This is a genomic window from Natrinema caseinilyticum (assembly GCF_024227435.1).
GTDB classification, from domain to species: Archaea; Halobacteriota; Halobacteria; order Halobacteriales; family Natrialbaceae; genus Natrinema; species Natrinema caseinilyticum.
Genome location: NZ_CP100445.1, coordinates 1053839 through 1074479, shown reverse-complemented (window position 1 = coordinate 1074479; position 20641 = coordinate 1053839). Strand labels below are relative to the sequence as shown.

At 57.1% G+C, this 20641-nt stretch carries 16 protein-coding genes and 2 pseudogenes; 13 read left to right on the top strand and 5 right to left on the bottom strand.

Annotation, left to right across the window (positions count from 1 at the left end; all coding sequences use genetic code 11):
• Positions 1-13 precede the first annotated feature (13 nt).
• From NJT13_RS05200 to NJT13_RS05190, 3 genes are all read right to left on the bottom strand, one after another.
• On the bottom strand, positions 14-1705 hold the full coding sequence (locus tag NJT13_RS05200; RefSeq protein ID WP_254524454.1) for an acetate--CoA ligase: 1692 nt from the start codon (positions 1703-1705) through the stop codon (positions 14-16).
• Positions 1706-1784: 79 nt separating this feature from the next.
• A complete protein-coding gene (locus NJT13_RS05195; RefSeq protein ID WP_254524452.1) occupies positions 1785-2951 on the bottom strand; it encodes a CaiB/BaiF CoA transferase family protein in 1167 nt (388 codons plus the stop codon).
• A 1197-nt stretch (positions 2952-4148) separates the two neighbouring features.
• The gene (locus tag NJT13_RS05190; RefSeq protein ID WP_254524450.1) at positions 4149-4583 is read right to left on the bottom strand and encodes a CTP-dependent riboflavin kinase; all 435 of its coding nucleotides are present in this window, start codon (positions 4581-4583) and stop codon (positions 4149-4151) included.
• A gap of 243 nt (positions 4584-4826) precedes the next feature.
• On the opposite strand from NJT13_RS05190, the gene NJT13_RS05185 reads away from it, so the two are divergent.
• Both NJT13_RS05185 and NJT13_RS05180 read left to right on the top strand, forming a co-directional pair.
• Positions 4827-5306, top strand: a complete 480-nt coding sequence (locus tag NJT13_RS05185) for a flavin reductase family protein (RefSeq protein ID WP_254524448.1) — start codon at positions 4827-4829, stop codon at positions 5304-5306.
• A gap of 664 nt (positions 5307-5970) precedes the next feature.
• Complete coding sequence (locus NJT13_RS05180) at positions 5971-6429, top strand: FAD synthase family protein (protein WP_254524447.1); 459 nt, start codon at positions 5971-5973, stop codon at positions 6427-6429.
• A 305-nt stretch (positions 6430-6734) separates the two neighbouring features.
• Here the strand turns inward: NJT13_RS05180 and NJT13_RS05175 are convergent, their stop codons facing one another.
• Positions 6735-7817, bottom strand: a complete 1083-nt coding sequence (locus tag NJT13_RS05175; protein WP_254524446.1) for a zinc-binding dehydrogenase — start codon at positions 7815-7817, stop codon at positions 6735-6737.
• Between the two features lie 187 nt (positions 7818-8004).
• On the opposite strand from NJT13_RS05175, the gene NJT13_RS05170 reads away from it, so the two are divergent.
• The 10 genes and pseudogenes from NJT13_RS05170 (at position 8005) to NJT13_RS05130 (ending at position 17846) form a co-directional block, all read left to right on the top strand.
• On the top strand, positions 8005-9621 hold the full coding sequence (locus tag NJT13_RS05170; protein ID WP_254524444.1) for a long-chain fatty acid--CoA ligase: 1617 nt from the start codon (positions 8005-8007) through the stop codon (positions 9619-9621).
• Between the two features lie 295 nt (positions 9622-9916).
• Positions 9917-10678 carry a 3,4-dihydroxy-2-butanone-4-phosphate synthase gene (ribB, locus tag NJT13_RS05165; protein ID WP_254524442.1) on the top strand — a complete coding sequence of 254 codons (762 nt, stop codon included), beginning with the start codon at positions 9917-9919 and terminating at the stop codon, positions 10676-10678.
• Positions 10679-10802: 124 nt separating this feature from the next.
• On the top strand, positions 10803-11564 hold the full coding sequence (locus tag NJT13_RS05160) for a GTP cyclohydrolase III (protein ID WP_254524437.1): 762 nt from the start codon (positions 10803-10805) through the stop codon (positions 11562-11564).
• Positions 11565-11674: 110 nt separating this feature from the next.
• A complete protein-coding gene (locus NJT13_RS05155) occupies positions 11675-13045 on the top strand; it encodes an LLM class flavin-dependent oxidoreductase (RefSeq protein ID WP_254524434.1) in 1371 nt (456 codons plus the stop codon).
• Between the two features lie 425 nt (positions 13046-13470).
• On the top strand, positions 13471-14262 hold the full coding sequence (locus NJT13_RS05150; protein WP_254524433.1) for an N-acyl homoserine lactonase family protein: 792 nt from the start codon (positions 13471-13473) through the stop codon (positions 14260-14262).
• Between the two features lie 220 nt (positions 14263-14482).
• Positions 14483-14746: pseudogene (locus NJT13_RS23265) on the top strand (NADPH-dependent FMN reductase); the annotation flags it as partial.
• Positions 14747-14826: 80 nt separating this feature from the next.
• The gene (locus tag NJT13_RS23260) at positions 14827-15057 is read left to right on the top strand and encodes a hypothetical protein (protein ID WP_340681197.1); all 231 of its coding nucleotides are present in this window, start codon (positions 14827-14829) and stop codon (positions 15055-15057) included.
• A gap of 527 nt (positions 15058-15584) precedes the next feature.
• Positions 15585-16109, top strand: a complete 525-nt coding sequence (locus NJT13_RS05140; RefSeq protein ID WP_254524432.1) for an AmiS/UreI family transporter — start codon at positions 15585-15587, stop codon at positions 16107-16109.
• 99 nt (positions 16110-16208) lie between these two features.
• On the top strand, positions 16209-16745 hold the full coding sequence (locus NJT13_RS05135) for an HIT family protein (protein WP_254524431.1): 537 nt from the start codon (positions 16209-16211) through the stop codon (positions 16743-16745).
• Positions 16746-16899: 154 nt separating this feature from the next.
• A pseudogene (locus NJT13_RS05130) lies at positions 16900-17846 on the top strand (IS630 family transposase).
• Between the two features lie 354 nt (positions 17847-18200).
• Here NJT13_RS05130 and NJT13_RS05125 read toward each other — a convergent pair.
• A complete protein-coding gene (locus NJT13_RS05125) occupies positions 18201-19460 on the bottom strand; it encodes a Zn-dependent hydrolase (RefSeq protein WP_254524430.1) in 1260 nt (419 codons plus the stop codon).
• 726 nt (positions 19461-20186) lie between these two features.
• On the opposite strand from NJT13_RS05125, the gene NJT13_RS05115 reads away from it, so the two are divergent.
• Entirely contained in the window at positions 20187-20441 is a 255-nt protein-coding gene (locus tag NJT13_RS05115; RefSeq protein WP_254524428.1) for a PIN domain-containing protein, read from the top strand.
• Positions 20442-20641: the final 200 nt, after the last annotated feature.

Genomic DNA, 20641 nt, shown 5'->3' with positions numbered 1-20641 from the left:
TCAGCGCATACGGTCATCGACTTTTTTCTTCCATCTCTTGGAGGGAACTCCGGCGTATTTTTCCGGTCGTCGACTTCGGCAGTTCGTCGATGAATTCGATCTCTCTCGGATACTTGTATCTCGCCAGATTATCTTTGACGAACGATTGGACGGCCCGACGAAGATCGTCCGACGGTTCGTAGCCCTTCGTGACAGTCACGTACGCCTTCACGATGTTCCCGCGATTTTCGTCGGATACTCCAATGACGCCAGCGTCGGCGATGGCCTCGTGCTTCGCGATCGCGTCTTCGACTTCTTCTGGTCCAATCCGGTACCCAGACGAAATGATCACGTCGTCTTTCCGGCTGACGAAGTCGAGATAGCCGTCTTCCGTTTTAACCGCGAGGTCCTCCGTGAGCATCCAGTCGCCGTAGAACTTAGACTCCGTTTTTTCGGGATTGCGCCAGTAGCTCTTGAACAGATTCGGGGAATTAGATTTCACGGCAATTTCACCCGTTTCACCGGCCGATACCGACGTCCGATCGTTTACATCGAGAACGTCAAGTTCGATGCCAGGAAGCGGCTTTCCGATGTTACGCTTGTACTCGAAGTATTCGACACAGTTGCCGACCAGCGGCGATGCCTCCGTTTGCCCGTATCCTTCGTGTACCGTCGCGCCGAGGACGTCCTCGACCCATCGTGGAAGCGTCTTTCCGAGAGCCTCACCGCCACTTCCGAGAACCCGAACCGAGCGCGGATCGTATCGTTCTTCCGGGTCACCGACTTCGTTCATCATTCGACGGAGCGCCGTCGGTGGAATATACAGACTCGTCAGGTCGTGTCGCTCGACGAGCGTGAACGCCGTTTCGGGATCGAACGAACCGTGCTCTTCGTATGCGAGCACCGGCTTCCCGTAGAACAGCGCCGGAAATACGAAGTCGAACAGCGATCCTTTCCACGCCCAGTCTGCGACGACCCAAAAGACATCATCGTCCTCGAGTCTCGCATTGCAGAAGAGGCAGACGAAACCGGGGAGTTGTCCGAGCAGCATTCTGTGTGCGTGTACGACACCCTTTGGATCACCCGTCGTCCCGCTCGTATAAATGATGACGGCGTCGTCTTCTGCTGTCGTTCTCGCCGGTTGGAACTCGGCGGCACTCTCCCGGAGGGCCGTCCAGAACGAGGATTCGTCCGATTCGAGTTCGGTGTCGCCGACCACGAGTATCTCCTCGAGTTGGTCGAGGTCGTCTTTGACCTCCCGGAGGTTTTCGACGTTCGTTTCATCCACGATCACCATCTTCGCATCGCTGTTGTCGAGGCGGTAGCGGAGCGCATCAGGGCCAAATAACGTCGACAGGGGAACGGAAACACCGCCCGTCTTCCAAATAGCGATATGCGAGAGGGCAGTTTCCGGCTTTTGCGGGACGCAGATGGCAACACGATCCCCACGGGCGAGGCCAGCGCCGGTCAGGTAGTTCGCGAGTCGGTCAGTCACCGCTTTCATTTCTGCGAACGTGTATTGCCCTTCACGGCCGTGACTATCCTCGTAAATCAGCCCGGCGGTGTCCTCGTCCGTCGCGTGTCGGTCACAGACGTACTGGGCCATGTTCATCCGATCCGGGATTTCCCACTCGAATTCGTCTCGGAGCGCTTCGTAACTCTCCCACTCCCGTTCGTGAAAGTGATATGGAGTCAATTCGCCGACTGATGGCACGTCATCCGTCATGGGAGAGCAGTCATCGTGGCAATACTTATATTTCCCGTCAGAAATAGGATATCGGAGCCGCTGACGGCCGAACCGTTCGCTAGACGACGTCCCGTTCGCGCAACTCTTCGATAGCGTCCTCGCCGATTCCGACCGACTCGAGCACGTCGTTCGTGTGTTCGCCCATCTCCGGAACGGTTTCATCACCGTCGTCGAGGCCGCGTTCGACCTGGGCCGGATACCCGATTCGTGGAAGCGGCCCGTCGGCACCCTCGATGATCCCACGACTCTCGATGTGGCGGTCTGCTAGCGCCTCGTTCGGACTCTTTACGATGCCGAGCATGACGTCTTTCTCCCCGAGTTCGGCCTCCCACTCTGAACGGGTCTTCGACGCAAACGTTTCCGATAGCACGTCGTGAACGGCCTCGCGCGTCGCTTCATCATCGGCTCGGTGCTTATCGATCAGGTCCTCGCGGCCGAGCGCCTCGCAGAGGTTCCGCCAGAACTTGGGCTCGAGAGCGGCGACCGTTACGTACTCATCGTCCGCCGTCCGGTAAATATCGTAACAGGGAAATTTTCCGGTCAGTTCCGTCTCGCCCGGACGCGGATCATCGCCGTACAGCGCCAGGCAGCTAACCGCCTGTGAGAACGAGAGCACGGCATCGGTCATCGACACGTCGATGTAGTTCCCACCGCCACCCGAGAGCTCTCGGTCCAGTAGCGCGCTCACGATGCTGAGCGCGGCGAACGTTCCACCGGCCATATCGCCGATAGGGTATCCCGGTATCTCTGGGTCGTCGTCCGTGCTGCCTCGAGTCATATCGACGAGGCCGGCGAACCCGGCGTAGTTGAGGTCGTGACCGACTCGGTCGCTGTACGGCCCCTCCTGGCCGTACCCCGACAGCGAGCAGTAGACGACGTCCGGATTTCGCTCCCGGAGCGTTTCGTAGTCGATACCGAGGCGTTCGGCCACTCCGGGTCGGAATTGCTCGAAGACGACGTCAGCATCCTCGATCAGCTCGTAGAACGCCGCCCGGCCCTCATCGTCTTTGAGATCGAGTGTGACACTCTTTTTCCCGCGGTTGATCGCTGAGAAGACGGCACCGACGTCGTTGGGCGCCATGGGCTCGATAAACCGCGCGTAGTCCCCGGTGTCGGGATCCTCTATTTTAATCACTTCGGCACCCATGTCGCTGAGCAGCTGGGTGGCATACGGTCCCGGAAGGAGGCGAGTCAAGTCGACGATCCGAATGCTATTGAGTTGCACAGTACACTGTTCGGTCACTATCCTATACCTTAAAGCCTGGAGATGACCCCGGCCCGGGTACTCCTGAACCGATCGGGAACCGCGCCTATAGAAGCTGCTTCCGGGGAATCGGATGGCGTGGCACAACCTCCGACACGATCCGTCGAAGCGGGTGTGTCTGCACCACGAGTGCAGTTCCGAATTGCCACTTGCCGGTCGTATATGGAACCCGTGCCACTATATCCGAGCGGGCTTGGATTAGTTCCATAGCGGTCGCTTCTTCCGTGAGCACGTCGTCCTGCTCTCTGAGCGTCGCTCCGTCGAATTTGCCGGTGTTCGTCCGCGAGTTCGTTTACGAAGCGGGGAATCCGTTTCCCCCGCTTTTGCTGGTGCTCATTTAGTCTGCAACGGCAATGCAGCCCCACTCGTCCAACGTCGCGGTGCACCGGCCTCGACCAACCGCCATCCGAAAACGATTGTGCTTTACCCCGGGACAGTTGTGATACTCACGGATCACTCGAGGATCCGCGATTCGATCTCACCGATCGTTTTCGTGAGTACTTCCTTGCCGTTTTCGTCACGAATCCGGAGTTCCCCTCCGGGAACCGCCATCCTAGCCTTCGCCTGGTATCCGTGTCGTCTCTCCAACTTCGCGTCGGCGAGTTTCCTCCGCAGTGAGCTTCTCGTTCAGGCCCTGTGCCGGTCGATGCTCGAGATGTCTATCTCCGGTTTCCTCCAGAAACTCGCCCCCTCGGCCCGATTGTCGGAACGGAAGCCAACACTGTAACTTTCCCTGCTACGATCAACTCGGCGACAGAGCCGAAATCAGCGTGGCCGCGATCGCCGAACCCGAAAAGATAATATCTTCTTTATCGATAGCCCAGACTATGTCTCGAGATGAAACAGAGACGGACGCTGCACCAGTGTGCGAAGTATGTGGAAATCCGTGCGACGATACGACCAACATCTCGGAAAAGAGTATCAAGATAGAAGACTACACGTGGATATGTTACGATCCAGATGTAGAAACACAGACGGCCTACCTTCACGAGTAGTGATTGACCACTCTTGCGGTGGTTTTCTCCGGCAGCGCCGGCCCTGTCGACAATCGTGATTCGATCCGCCGGGACTGAAGTCGGAGGATGTGGTCAGGTGATAGATTTCGGTTCCGGTGTGTCGATCATCGTTTTCGAATCGAGCGACGCGTCCGAACGGGCTTCATCGTTTTTGGGCTTCGATCATCACCTGGTCGCCGTTTGAAAGAGAAAGCTGTTCCCGTAACCGGACCGGTGCGAGAAGCTCGACCGTTGAGAGGTCGTGATCCGTTCGATCGGGGTAAATTATGTGTGTCTGTTCGTATGTATCGGACTGCATCTCCGTCGATACCGTTGCAGGTAAACAGAAGACGGGTCCGAAAGACCCTCCGTCAGTCTCCCAGCCGTCGATCGTTATCGGCTCCCACCGTTGAATCCGTTTCCGATCTTCGACGCTCTCGGCTTCGAGGCTGATATTGAGCGTTCCCGGATACGGTTCGTAACTGAGTTCCTCTTTGAACTGGTCCATGTATCCAGAAAGGGAGATGAATTCCCTCGCTTTTCCTTCCCCCTCTTCGACCGTACCACCGAGTATTACTTCCTGATCTGGGCGGGACATGTTCGGATGTGAACGCCTATCACGCCATTTCATTTAGTGCTTTCCTCTACTCAGCGACGGCGTTTAGATCGAGGCGAAGAGGACCTCTGAGGTGAGGCAATACGCGTTCTTCGTGCAGTCTGTACTCGGCTTGCACAGAGCATCGTCCACGAACGATCGCAGTCGGCACGACTACCGCTATCTGGTGTGGGAGTAAACATTAAATGAGTATGTCTGGAATGGGCTCGTCGAGGGATCACCGAAATGGTAGACGCTGATGATTTCCGCAACGTAACGGGGCAGTTTGCAACCGGTGTAACTGTGGTCACCGTCGGGGCTGACGAACCGCACGGAATGACCGTCAATTCGTTCGCATCGGTCTCACTGGACCCACCGCTCGTCCTCTTCAACGCAGACAAGGAGACAAATACTCACGATCACGTCGCCGAAGCGGATCATTATGCAGTCAACATCTTATCGGAAGACCAAGAGTGGATTTCCGACCGGTTTGCTGGAGAACATCACGAGATGGCCGATCCGTTCGAGGATATCCCGATCACAACCGCTGCGACCGGCGCACCGATCATCGAGGGATCGATCGCGTATCTCGACTGCACGCTCGCCGAACGCTATCCCGGTGGGGATCACACGATTTACCTCGGCGAAGTCGAGGAACTATCGCTGGAAGACGCCACTGCAAAACCACTGACGTTCTTCAGGGGCCAGTATGGAACGGTCGATTAGCCACCCCTGATCGGCTCGCTTGCCTCTTGTTGATGGATCGATCTCTATCGCTTGCGCTGAGAGAGTGCTATCGAGACGAATGCATTTTCTATACGTCAGACATCGAGATATAACGACTTCTTAGACGCAATTCGAGTGTATTGTTACCATAGCACGTTCTTTACAGCTATACGACTGTAACAATAATTGTAGAATGGAAAACTATTCACCGAGATAAGTATACAAGAAAAGGATAGTAAAACTCCTAAAATAATATGGTCATGTGTTGCGAATGAGTGACGCTCCTGTCGAAGAGGGAGGATAGCTCGACGCGCCATCAACTTGCTCTGACCGTTCGCCGTTTACGGATATGACCTGGTAGGCGGGTGCAATGGACCTGAGCAGCGTGGACAGCGTCGAAGGCAGCGAACACGGTAATACACTACCAGTCTTCCGTTTCTAGATCCGTTCTGTATGGTCGGGAATCTCTGCGAAACTCGAGAAACCACCTCTTTCATCGAACGTGCAGTGGATTATCCGGCAGGGTAAGGCAGTTACACGCGCCCGTTTCAGTAGGCGGGTCAAAGGGGGTCGGCCATGGGGTCGACCGAGTAGGGCCGGTCGTAACGGTGGAAAAAAGGAAAACGACCCGAACGGTTTAGAACAGACGGAACATACTGCCGATATGGCTCGTGTAATGGCTCAAGGGACGTTCGACATTCTCCATCCGGGTCACCTGCACTACTTTAGAGAGAGCGCCGACCTGGGTAGTGAACTCTCCGTCGTCATCGCAAGGGACTCACGGATGCAAGAGCACAAGGATCTCTATATGGACGAAGAGAGTCGACGGAAGATCGTCGCCGCCTTGGAAATGGTCGACAACGCGATTCTTGGATCGGAAGGAGATATTTTCGACACGGTCGACGAGATAGCTCCCGATATTATTACCCTCGGCCACGATCAGCAGTTTCAGCCCGAGAAACTCGAGCGAGAACTCGCCGAAGCCGGGTTTGAAGGTATTCGGTTGGTACGCATTACCGCCTATGACGGTCCGGGAATCACCTCCTCGAGTGATATCAAGCAAAAAGTGAAAAAACGGGAAGGCGAGGGAGTATTCGAAAGCATCCGAAGCGGTGACGAGTAGGACCAAAGGGGGAAGACCGCAGGCAGAGTGGGTTTCGGTCACAGAGAAACAGTCCCCATCGATTCTCGGAGTCGAACGAGCCTTCCGCCGTCTCCGATATCCACGGCACGAAGGAATATGGCATCGGGCTTCGGACCTGTGGAGTCACTCGAGAACATCTATCGCACCATAGCGTGTCGCTCTCTCCCGTTCGGTCTCGACCCGCGGCAGGTACCGGTCCTTCGAGGTTGCCGTCGGTATGGCGGTCCACTCTCGGTCCATCACACTCCCGCCCGGCCAGTGAGCGGTCGCTCAGCTCTCGTTGATCACCTCTGGGGGAGTAGTGCTGCGCGAGTGACCTCCCGATTCGCCGCCTTCTGCATCGCCTCCGTAACGTCGTCGAGGGTGAACTCCGCGCCGGTGAGTTCCTCGTACGGGTATTCGTCGATGTGTTTCGAGAGGAAATCGAGGGCCTTCCCGAGGTACCACGGCTGATAATACGCGACACCGATTGCGGTCCGACTGTTCCAGGTCAGACGAGAGGGCGTAAACTCGGTACTCTCTCCGAAGGAGATGTTGCCAATTTCGACGTAGGTTCCAGTGTTCTTGAGAAAGCGGATTCCCTCGGAGAACGCGTCCGCCACACCCGCAACTTCGAGAGCCACGTCCGCTCCATTTCCCTCGGTGAGCCGCTCGACCTCCTCGACCCGGTCCTTGACCGTCTCGAACTCACGCATATCGATGATGTGGCTCGGACGGAACTGCTCGAGAGTTTCGATACGCTCTCCGACACCTTCGACGACGACCGGATTCGCGTTGCGCTCTCGTGCGACGGCAGTCGCGTGGAGGCCGAGGCCGCCGGCCCCCTGGATGACGACGTCGTCGCCCGCCTGTACACCGGCCTCATCGAACCCATAGACGACCTGTGAGAGAGCACAGTTGGCGCTTGCAGCGATCGCTTCCGGAACGTTTTCCGGTACTTTGTAGAAATACTGTTCTGGCTTAATGTAGTAATGGGTACTGAATGTAGCGTGGAAATGAGGGGACTCGTCGGGCCGTTGCATCATATTCTCGCCCTGGTTTACGCAGGCCGCAAACTCGCCGGATTGGCAAGCGTAACACGCTCCGCACGGGATGAAATAGACGGGAGCGACCAGATCCCCCTCTTCGATCGGGGTCCCCCGGGAATCCGTCTCGACATCCTCGCCGAGTTCGCTCACTCGGACCGCGGCTTCGTGTCCGAGGATGCCCCGATACGGAAAATCTCCCTTCCAAAAGTGGAGATCCGATCCACAGATATTCGTCCGGACGACCTCCGTGAGGATGCCCCTCGGTTCAGGAGTCGGAAGGTCGAATTCTTGGATCTCGACGCTACGTGTGTCAGTTTGTACAACTGCTCGTCCTTGCATACCGCCGCCACCACTAACAGCTATAAAAGAGTTGGCGAACGACTCACGGTGAAATGAGTGCCCGACGGCGGCCTTCGAAGAGAAAGCGCTCACAGACGGAACAGTTCCGGTCAAACCGTTCGTGGCAGAACTTTTCATAATGAAAAACACTTAGGGTAAGTCGATGGTACGGGGGCCGTGTCATCCAATGATGGACGATGACCTCACCCTATCACGACTCCTTTGGCGAACGGAGAGACTCTTTCCGAACACGGAAATCGTCTCCCGAGAGGCCGACGGTAGCCGCCATCGATACACGTACGCAGACTTCAGTGACCGTGTCGCCCAACTCGGCCACGTTCTCGACGAATTCGATATCGAACGGGAAGACAAGGTTGGGACGTACGCGTGGAACACGCACCGGCACTTGGAACTGTACGTGGCAGGTCCGTGCCACGGGGCTGTCACACACACGATCAATATCCAGCTCCGTCCGAGTTATATCGAGTACATACTCAATCAGGCAGACGACGAACTCCTGTTCGTCTCACCGGGACTCGTAAGCGATATCGAAGAAATCCAGAGCGAAATTGACGTGCAGGCGTACGTGATTCTGACGGACGAAGAGGGGCTCCCGGAGACGTCGCTGGACCCAGTATACGCGTACGAGTCGCTCGTAGGGCGCCAGCCGACGGAGTACGAGTGGCCCGACCTCGACGAAGAAACCGAATGCGGCATGTGCTATACGAGCGGGACGACGGGGAAGCCGAAGGGAGTCACGTACACTCACCGTGCGATGGTCCTCCACGCGTTCTCCGGATGTCTGGCCAGTTCGTTGGGGATAAGAGAAACGGACTCGGTCATGCCGGTCGTGCCGATGTATCACGTCAATGCGTGGGGCTTCCCTCACATGTCATTACTGTCCGGAGCGAGACAGGTCCTCCCCGGCCCGGATCCGACGCCGGACGACTACTTACAGTTAATCGATGAAGAGGGGGTGACGTTCACGGGCGGCGCCGTAACCGTGTGGTCTACCGTGCTCGAGCGACTGCAAAACGGATCAGCGTATAGCACCGATTCGTTACGCGGTCTCCTGCCCGGTGGCCAAGCAGTCCCGCGGTCGATGATCGAAGCCTACGAGGAGGAGTTCGGCGTCGATCGTGTCTATCAAGCGTGGGGTATGACCGAAGCGACGCCCTTAGCCACGATCACGACCATCAAAGATACGCTTCAGGAGCAGAGTCGGGAAACGCAGTACGATTACAAGGCGAGTCAGGGATTGATTCAGCCCGGGTTGAAATTCAGGGTAGTCGATGATGACGGCGACGAGATCCCGTGGAACGGGGAGGAGATGGGCGAAATCCTTCTCCGAGGACCGTGGATTACCGATGAATACTACGAGGAACCGGAGAAATCTGCAGAGACGTTCCGGGACGGCTGGTTCCACACGGGAGACATCGTCACGGTCGACGAGGAAGGGTATATTCATCTCGTCGATCGAAAAAAAGACCTCGTGAAATCTGGGGGGGAATGGATTTCGAGCGTTGAACTGGAGAATGCCCTCATCGCTCACGACACGGTCGAGGAGGCGACCGTCGTCGGGGTCGACCACCCAAAGTGGCAGGAACGACCCCTCGCTGCAGTTGTTCGTACAGATAACTCAGTAACTGAGGACGAACTGAAACGCTATCTCAACGAACAGGAATTTCCCGACTGGTGGGTTCCGGAGGCCATCGTCTTCGTGGAAGGGATTCCGAAGACGTCAACCGGGAAATACGATAAAAAAGCACTGCGCGACGAGTACGAGCGTTACCTGTTGGGATAGTATCCTTATCGAGGAAATTCAGTTCGTCTTCGGGGCGGTGTGGCCGGTATCAGCGGACCCCGAACTCGAGGGAATATTCGAGAGGCACACCGACGGACAGATTCGCTTTGTTCGACTTCGAGAAGTACGGTTTCTGCCATCGATAAAAACACTTATGCCCAGCCATGGTGCATGATACCACGAAACAATATGAATCGAAATCGTTCAGTACGTCGTTCTCCCGAGCGAACGGACGAAGCGCCGAACGAAACGCGGATGGACATCGACTTCGTTCCGGAACGAGCGTTTATCAGCCATGAGTGACCGGCACCCGATTACCGACTTCGACCCGGCACTCCAGGCGTTCCGCGAGGGGAAACCGGTTCTCATTCACGACTTCGATAGTCGTGAAGGTGAAACGGACATAGTCTATCCTGCACACGGTGTCGAGCACGCCGACGTTGCGCGTCTTCGCAACGACGCCGGCGGTCTCGTCTGCGTGGCACTTTCGTACGCCGCCGCTGAGCGATTCGAACTCCCGTTTTTCTCGGAGGCCATCGACCACCCGACGAGCAGCGACCACGACCTCGATTACGATTCTCGCTCATCGTTCTCTCTCACGGTCAACCACAGGGACACGTTCACCGGGATTACCGACGAAGACCGGTCGAAAACCATCCAGGAACTGGCCGCTGCTGCATCCGCTCCGACGGAAGTGGACTTCCCCGCGGAGTTCCGCTCGCCGGGACACGTGCACTTGTTGAAAGCGGCACCCAATCTACTGAGCGACAGGCGTGGACACACGGAGTTCGGCATTACGCTCGCGAACGCAGCAGGGACACCACCGGCCGTCGTCGTCTGCGAGATGCTGGACGATCGATCGGGCCGCGCGCTCAGCAAAGAGCAAGCCCGTTCGTACGCTCACGACCACAACATCCCCTTCATCGACGGGTCAATCCTGATGGAACGCTTCGGACCGGTCGCCCGACTCGAGCCCGGTGAACATCGGGGAGCGGGTTCGATAATGTATCCGTTCTCGGACGAACGCCCGACGCAGGTACTGGGTACCCAGGACTGAGGTAATTCTCGTCGGATCTCCTTGGTTTTCGTCCCGCTCGAGTACGGCACAGCCGAGAATTCCACGTCGCGTGAACAGTCCGTTAGCACGAAGTTTTAATTACGATATCGGCCTACGATCCACTGTGACGAACACGCAGATCACCCTCATTCAAATCGATAACTACGGACCGTGGACTGTTACTCCGGACCCGAAACGGGAAGTCGATCTACAGACGCTTCAGTCACGATTGTACGCGGATCTCTCGCAATTGATCGGCAATCGAGAGGGATACGTGTTCTTCACACGGTTCGATAATATGATCGCCGTCACGAACGGCTTGGGTAGATCCGCACACGAGTTAGTCCAGGAAGCAGTCGGCAACAGATACCCGGTAACAGTGAGCCTGAGCATCGCCACAGCATCGTCACCTGTCGAGGCGCTTGGAGGCGCAACGAATCAGCTCCAAGCTACCGGCAGCGCTCAAGACCGAGGCCGTACCGAGGAACTTCTGGGGGGACCTCTCTCCCGCGATAACCGTTCGGACCGCGACGTCCAGATTGCACACTTCGATGTGAACGACGCGACCGGAAAGTATACCGATCAATTAAACGCGTTTGATACGTTCATCGAGATTGAACAAGGGTACGCGGAACTCATGCGTCACATGCGACGGACACACGATTCGCTCTCGTTTTTTGTCGGCGGTGACAACATCATCGCGGTGTGTCCGGCTCTTACCGAGGACGAGTACGCGGACGCTATCGACCACGTAAACCAGGAGGTTGGCGTGAAACTGAAGGTGGGGATCGGACGCGCTGAAACGGCTCAGACAGCAGGAATGGCAGCTAAACACGCGTTGGAAGTCTGTCGGGAGGAAGGGGCTGACGTTTCTATCGCTCCCTGACTTCCATCAGGGCATGGGCCTCTGCCGTAGAATTCGTGTTATAAGAAGCGGCTGAGGGCCGTTCCTACCCCATACATTTAAATATTGCATGATGGACAATACCGCTTGTCATGGTACAAATTGGCGTGTTCCATAACGGGACGACAAACTTACCACAGAAAAAAGACGACGAAGGAAACGTTTACCCAGACGCGAGCCTCGAAGAGGTGCACGATGACGTCCGCGACGTAATGCGCGACCAGGTTCGACACGCGGTAGCCGCGGAAGATGCCGGATTCGACAGGGCGTTCTTCACGGAACACCACTTCCAACCCACGGGGTCGGAACACAGTCCGAATCCGTTGATGAACCAGATGGCGGTCGCTGCTCAAACGGATACGATCAAGTTGTGCCAAGCCACCAACATCATCACGTGGCACGATCCGGTCCGGTTCGCCGAGCAAACGTCACTGCTCGATACGATTAGCAACGGCCGTGCAGAAATCGGCATCGGTCGAGGGTATCAGCCGCGTGAAAACGAAGTGCTGGGCCAGTACTGGGGTGGCACAGTTCAAGACCAAGAGCAAAATCGAGCGGCGTTCAAAGAAAAGTTCGAGATTATCAAGAAGGCGTGGACCGAAGAGGCGTTCGAGTACCAGGGCGAGTATCACAACATCCCCCCGTCTCACACGAAGTGGCACCACGAACTCGACCGCGCGTACTTCAGCGACGACGTGACCGAGCAGACGGTGGAGGATATGATGGACTGGGACGAGGAGGGCGACTTCTACTCGGACCTGTGGAACCCGGTCGTTTCTGGCGGTACCACGTTGAAGCAAATCGCGGTCTTCCCACAACCGGAGCAGAAGCCTCACCCACAGCTCTGGCAGCCGCTGACGTCACCCCGTTCGATCAAGTGGGCCGCACGCAACGGCGTCAATGGGTACTTCATCGTCGAACCGAACTCGCGCCTCAAGGGGAACATCGACCTCTACTACGAGGCCGCGGAAGAAGCCGGCTGGCCTGACCGCCGCCCCGAATACGATGGCGAACCGTTCAAGCGTGGATGGGACGAGGAGCGTGGCCGCGGGATCATCACGTGTCGGAACATCTTCAACACCGAAATTCACGACGACGAGACGTTCGAGAAATGGAAACTCGGATTAGAGAATGCCTGGTCCTATTACGGCCCATTCGGCTTCGCCTCGGTCCTCGCTGAGGGTGACGAAGAGCTGTACGACCCGAGCACGAACGTCACCGCAGAGATGCTCATCGACAAAGATGTCGCCATCGTCGGTGACGCTGACGAACACAGAGAAAAGGTCTCACAGATCGCCGAAGAGTGTGGGTACGAAGATTTCAACTTCAACTGCTGGTTCGAAGTCCCCGGTGTCAGCGGCGAAGTGGCTAACGAGCAAGCCGAAGCGTTCGGCGAGCAGGTTCTTCCGTACTTGGAAGAAGAGTTCCCCTCACCGACGATGGCCGCCGCCGCAGACGACTGAGGCCGCCCCACCTGGTTACGTTTTCCTCCCTTTGCCCGAGTCGGAGTGACAAGACGTCGAACTGATCGCTCCCTCGTCGTCGACCGAATAGCGTCTCTCTCGGTGGACCATCTCGAATTCGTTCTCTTACGGCCACAGTCGGCTGTCCTTTACCCGGCCGGGACGAACCAAGAAGGAACCCGACCGTCACGACGGGAATGTCACGTTCCACGAACGAAAACCCGTGACGGTGCTACTGCGATCGGACGAACCTCGAGTTGACAAGCGGCGATTCAAGTCGTTCGTACGAGCCCGCCGTTTCTCTCTTCTGCCGGTTGCCGGATTGTTTCGGATTCGATGCCCTGTTCTTCCACAGACCGTTCATATTTGAATTCTGATACATAGGGTAGTTTTTATTGCCTGTTCAATGGTAGCGCTTGACGCACATGCCAGATATAGAAGTGCACACCCTAGAGAGCGGTAGAGTTACGCTCGACCACAGCATGCTCGCACAGCTAACGGACATCGGCAAGGAGGTCGAAATTCCGTTCCCGTTCTACGTCATCGACCACCCTGAGGGAGTCGCGCTCGTCGATACGGGACAGAGCTACGAGTTAGTAGAAGACCCCGAAAACTATGGGCCCCACGGGGCACCGGGACTGGTGGACTTCGTCGAAAACATCGACATGGACGAGAACGAGAAGGCGATCCATAGGCTAGAGGACCTCGGCTACTCCCCTTCGGAAGTGGATACGGTAATCATGTCCCATCTGCATATGGACCACGCGGGCGGCATTTCCGATTTCCCGGACGCCGAATTCATCGTCCAACACGACGAATTACAGTACGCGTCCTGGCCCGAGCCTGTCCAGGCCGGATTCTACCAGGAGGGCGATTTCGGCGTTCTTCGTACCCCTGAATTCGACGTTTCCGTCGCACACGGGAGCGTGGACGTCTTCGGTGACGGACGAGTGGAGACGATACCAACGCCGGGTCATACGCCGGGGCATCAGTCGGTGAAAATCGAACTCGATGACGCTGGTACTGTTATCTTGGGTATGGACGTCTCCCACACGCAGATAGGATTCGAGCAGGATCTCGCCACGTCGTTCGATTGGTCGACCACCATTGGCAATGAATCTCGACGGAAACTCAAAAATGTCGCGCGGAAAGAAGATGCAGAGGTGTACATTAACCACGACAGTGAACTTGTCGAAAGATCAGAGCCGCTTATCTGACCGGACATGAGAGCCGAATGATTCCGCCCATTTCGTATCCTGGATTCCACCCTTTATTGAAGTAGAATCAAATAGCGGATTTTATTGCGGAGTCGGAAACCGTACGCCGTCTTCAACAAATATTCGTATCCTCCGGGGTATCCACCCGTAATTTTGGAAGAAGACGTCAGTTTCATCTCGAGAGGCCACCTGTTTTGTATCCGGGAGTGGGTCGGCCTGTATGCCCGCACCACCGCGCATTGCTGCAGTCGTCGGTAGCCGCCGAGAGGGAAGTCACACACGTGTTGCGTTGGAGCACGCCTTAGACGCCTCACAATCTGCATCCGCCGAGACGACACTCGTCGACCCACGGGAATACGATCTGCCGTTACACGATCCGGACGTCGAAGATCAGGGAGAGAGTGACCGAATAACGGAGCAGATCCGAGAAGCCGACGGGATCTTGCTTGGATCCCCAGTCAGCCACGGGACGATCTCTGCGACGCTAAAGAACGTGCTCGACCACTGCCACCCATCGACGTTCGAAGAGACAACGGTCGGGTTCTCGCTGTCGCTGGTGGTCGCATGTGTGGCACGACCCTCGAACATATGCGAATCTGCGTTCGCGTACTTCACGGCTGGGCCGTTCGCTACGACGTTGGCATCATCAACTCCGGATCTCAGTTCGAGAACGGCTCGTTCACTGACCCCGATATTGAGGAACAGGTCCGTAAACTCGGCCGCATGGTCGTCAACTACGCGTATATCGAACCGATATCGACCGACGAGTATTCGCTGAACGATGGTGAAAATTGAGTGTTATTGGAGTAGCACGGCACCGGAGCAATTCGGCCGCCAAGCGGTGGTTTCTGACCAGATAAATAGTGCTGACTCCGCCTCCGAATCTCGATCGGGAGCGTCTTGTCGTCGATCAACTGCGTCGGCATTCACTTATTAGAATTTCTTCGTCCCCGGTATTTCGTGCGCGACTCCGCCGAGTTAGAACGGGGATCCGACGCCCCTCTGGTCTTGTCCTCCGGCGCTGATCAGTCCACGCTTTACGACGACGTCGGATCGAAGTACCGAAGCACGTTTCGCGGTGGCCAACTCGCGAGTACGGAAGTAGCTCTCAGGGCGTCAGTTATTCAGAAACGCCAACAAACTACCCTCACTACTCCTGAAAGCTGCAGCTGTACTCGCCTTCGGTCCGTGATTTCAGTACGATCTAGAACTGAAGTGATCTACTGGTGCAGTGATAGTCAGAATTATCAGAACGAACTGGTCCCAGGTCGTGGCAAAACAATTATTTACCAACGAAGTATGGTACCGTATATCACGACACTATGTCCCTCTACGCGGAGCTGGGAATGGCGTTACTGCTCATCGACGCCGTCTTAGTGGTCAATGGGCTGTGGCTGCTCGGGCGAGGGGACGACCGCGATACAGCCATGCTGAATCTATTTGTGGGGGCAGTCGCGTTCGTCCTAGCGATGTGGTGGGCGTTCGGTGATTCCGAAGGAGATCCGTTCAACGCGGCGGGGACGCTTTTGTTCGCGTTTACGTATTTGTGGGTCGGCGTCAACGCCTACCAGCAGCGTGACGACCAGCGCTCACTGGGGTGGTACTGCATCCTCGTAACAGCATTTACACTCCCAACGGGTCTACTGTCGCTTCAGACTGGTGATCTGGGGCTTGCTATTCTCTGGTGGGCGTGGGGCTCGCTGTGGGCCGCTTTCTGGATCCTCTTGGCGGTCGAACGAACTGACTACACGGTTCCCATCGCGTGGTACACGATCGTTATCGGTATTATTACCGCCGTCGCTGGCTACCTGATGGCCATCGACCTCTGGCTGTGGACGCCGACGTAGACAGTGGGACAGCGATGGATTTTTCGATCGGTATCAGCGGTGGTGGAGAATTACCCTGGGGGAAAACTGTTTTATGAGGCCATGTGAACTGATACCAATATGGAGTCGCTGTTCGCCCCCTGGAGGATGGATTGGGTAACTCGCGATTCGAATAGTGATTTCGACGATTGTGTCTTCTGTACCCTCCCATCGCTCGGCGCGGATCGAGAACACCGAATTTTGGCGCGAAACGAACGATCGTACGTTGTCCTGAACAAATCACCCTATACACCGGGCCATCTGCTCGTGCTCCCAGAGGGGCACGTGAGTTCGATTCCCGAAATGGAACACGACGTGATGATGGACGTAATGACGGTTCTCAGTAAATCAATCGACGTTCTCGACAAAGCACTTCACCCAGAGGGCTACAACATCGGAATGAATATCGGAGAGGCCGGGGGCGCTTCTGTCCAGGACCATCTCCACGTCCATATCGTCCCTCGTTGGACGTCCGACACGACGTTCATGCCCACTACAGCCAATACGAAAGTCGTCGCGGAGGCGTTGGACGAGACATACGACCGGTTGTACGAAGAATTCTCCGAGGCAGAGGGAGTGGAATCAGATGGTGCGAATTCTGCCGTGATTATACGTTGACACCGGTAGGTAACGGCCGGTTGCGATCTCTTCGTCACTGCTGGAAATTTCATATCGAATCAGACAGAATTTATACTCAGAAGTTACACTCTCCCCCCTCGGTCGAGCTATACTATCCGTTAGAATTATCTACTCAATAATCTCGCTGAACGTAGTGGATCACCTCGACGACATCTCCGTTCAGGACTTGCAAAATGCCCTCGGAAACGTGGCGAGGAAGAAGCAGATTCAACGTCTCTTAGCGGCAATCGCGTACAAAAACGGCATTACGCGGACTGAAATCGCCGAGTGGTGCGACGTTCAGCGACGGACGAGCTGGCTCGAGAAAGCGGTTAGTAACACTCATAATTCTGTGAGGAAATGAAAGCTCTCAGATAAAAAGAAAAAGAGTTCGACGAAACTGCCCACGAGTCACCCGAAGAGGGGGTCTCGACGCGTCGGCGTGGACGCCGGCACTCGTCCAGCAGTATCTTGAGGAAACCGACGATGGCGAGTACTCACTCTCGAGCTGCCGGCGGTTGCTCGAAGAAGCCGGATTGAGCTATCAAAAACCGCACCGTACAGCCGTCGAATCGGTTGCTGACGCGCAGGAACCGTTCCGCGATGAACGCAAAAGAGGCGGCGAAAGATGGACGCAAGAGTAGCCTGTATCGATCGAAGCAGGAACTCCGTCCATATCGAGCCGGTGCCGCGTGGTTTCTCGCGGCACGCGACTATCTATCGAATTGTCCGGGCAACGCGGCCGGACGTGTTTCGTGGGCTCGATCTCCGTCCTCGGTGATCGCTTTTTCTCTCGATCCGAGGAGTCCGTGATCGCCGATCGCGCGAAACATTCAATTTTCGAGTCATGTTGTAGAAACAGATATGTATTGGTCGTGACTCGAGTCGGGGCGTCGTACGCTCAAGCATCGGTCGGCAGGGCCGCCAGGACCGTAACGACCTCGCAATCGGCACACTTCCGGCGTGTTCGCCGAACTCGACCCTTGTCGAAGAGTGCTAGCGACAGTAACAACCAGCTCTCAGCAACCGGTTTTCGACTCACTTGACGAGGTAATAACGGCAATCGATACCACTCTTGCTCCTCTCTCCGTCCCAAAGTGAGCAATCATTTCTAACTTCTATTTAACCACCGATTCAACAGCACCCGACCGTCATCGGCCTCCTCGAACTGCCGGCGTTCGCTCTGATTGGTGCCTCTATCTCGTACCCTGGTCTCGCCACAGTTTCCGAGATTGTCGTCGATCTCCACATTCCGGAGGCGCCCACTTACAGATCACGGCGATCGGAGGCGGTGTCGCGGGTGCGACACGGAGCTCACGCGTCTCCTTCCCTGCGGGAGGCTGCGCTGTGGCGCTATGACCCGTCCGTCCTCGCGGTGATTCCGTTCGCGATCGGTGTCACAGACGGAATCGAGGACGCTCTTCACGTCCGGAGCAGGAGCGACCGACGTGGATCTCATCCAGTTCGCTTTGCCCCGGCGTCGGCAACACCAGCGAGGTCGAGGGCGGCATTCGCCAGCGTATTCGCCGCCTTGTAGCAGTCGTCCCAACTCGTGTACTCCTCCGGTGTGTGACTCTTCCCCGCCTCGCTCACTGCGAACACCATTCCGGTATCGCAGACGTTGGCGGCATACGTCGCGTCGTGGCCCGCACCGCTGACGAGTTCCGTGCCGTCGTAGCCGAGGGTGGTGACCGCGGACCGCACGGCATCGACACACCGGTCGGCAAAGGCGACGCTTTTCGCCTCCATCCGCGTCTCGTACTCCCACTCGACGCCCTCGCGCGCGGCGGCGGCCCGAACCTCGTCTTTCACGCGCTCGACCGCCTCGTCGGCGACGTCGTCGTCGGGGTCGCGGAGGTCGACGGTGAACCGCACTTCCGCAGGGACGATATTGATCGATGCGGGTGCGACGTCGACGACGCCGGTCGTGGCAGCGGTTCGTTCGCCGAGTGTACCGGGGATGCGTCGCACCTGCGTGATGACGTCGCTCGCCGCGACCAGCGCGTCGCTCCGATGGTGCATCGGTGTCGTCCCGGAGTGATTGGCCTGCCCCCGGAACGTGACTTCCCCCCAGCGAAGGCCGACGATGCCGGTCACGATACCCACGTCGCGGTCCTTCTCGTCGAGAGACGGCCCCTGCTCGATATGGAGTTCGAGATACGAATCGTACTCGTACTGTGGCTCGGCCGGAACGTCCCCCCGGTAGCCGATTCGCTCCAGTTCGTCCACAAATTGCTTGCCCTCGTCGTCGGCCGCCCGATAGGCCTCCTCACGCGGAATCTCGCCGGCCCAGACCCCACTCGACATCATGGCGGGCTGGAACCGCGACCCCTCCTCGTTCGTCCAGTTAACGATTTCGACGGGATGGACCGTTTGTATATCCTCGTCCTCGAGCGTCCGCACGAATTCCAGCGCGCCGATGACGCCCAGCGGGCCGTCGTAGATTCCACCGTGGGGCTGTGAGTCGAGGTGGGAGCCCAGCAGGACGGTTCCCGCGTCGGGTTCGGTTCCGGGTCGCCGTCCGAACATGTTTCCCATCTCGTCGACGCGGACGTCCAACCCGACTGCCTCCATCCGGTCCCGGAACCACTCTCTGACCTCGCGGTCGGCGTCCGTTAGCGTCAACCGATCGAGACCGCCGCCGTCGATCGCACCGATCTCGGCCTGGTCTTCCATCGTTTCCACCAATCGATCTCTCTCGATGTCGATACGCATACCGTTCACTAGATATGCGGGCTGAAAAAGAATGTCAATACACATCACGCGACACGACTCCCGATCGATCCGTACCGCCGCTCGAATCGATCCCACACGACGATCACCGACGGTAGCAGGAAGACCGATGTGAGGTGGGCGTAGAAGCCGTCGCGTCCACGTGCATCTCTGCCGCGATCTCCCTGGCAGCCAGCGTTGCGGCGGTTTGATCGGCGTCGACGGGAACTTGGAACTCGATTCGCGTCGCGCTCCGGTCGTTCGTGACGTACTGGCGGGCGCTCTCGTCCTCGAGTAACGCGTCGTAGACGCGGTCGACGTCCCGATCCGGAAGCCCGTCGCCGTTCGAATCGGACCGCCTGACCGTGGCAAACTTCCGATAGATTCCAATGTTTGATAATCGGGTTCATGGTACAGTCGCTCGCGCACTGAAATGTGCGTCACAGAAGGGGGATACACCCGTCATGGTCCCCCTTCTGTGCCTCACGCAGCTCCCACCGATGGGAGCAGTCTCATCTTAGGGGGATGAGACTTTAAAATATGTTCGATTATTTGGGGATCGAATCGAAAACGAGCGACAGTCGTCCGAAGCTGTGACGATCCTCACTCGGTGTTTGTGAGCCGATTCTGCGAGAGGAACGAGTTCGTGTCCGATCGCGGCCGGTTTCGAATTCCTGGACGGGATATCAGTCGATTGTGCGGAGGCGTACCGAAACCGTCGACGCGATCGTGACACGAGAAAACGGAGCCCTCGGCGGTGATGGTGTCGTCTCCGATGACCGACGCGTGAGAACCGTCGCTCGAGGGCTCGGGGCGACCGTGACCGGCACGATCGGCGTGATCGTCAGGGCGACCGAGGAAGGGCTTCCCGAGTCGGATGCGAAAGCTATCGTCCGTCGTCTCGACGAACACGGCCTGCACATGACCGCCGAACTCCGAGACACGGCGAACGAACTCGTCGACGAAGCCGCCTCGAGACGCTAAGGGCTCGGCACAGACTGGATCCGGCTCTAACGCGGTGACGAGGGTTGGCGTCGGAATCGTCACCGCGTTTGTGTACCATCGAACGGGGAACCGGCTACTGTGAACGGACAGATACGGGACCGAAACGTACAATTCCGTGGCCGACAGGGCAGCGGTATGACGATGCCATCGACGACCGCTGGCCGACGGCCGCTCCCTCT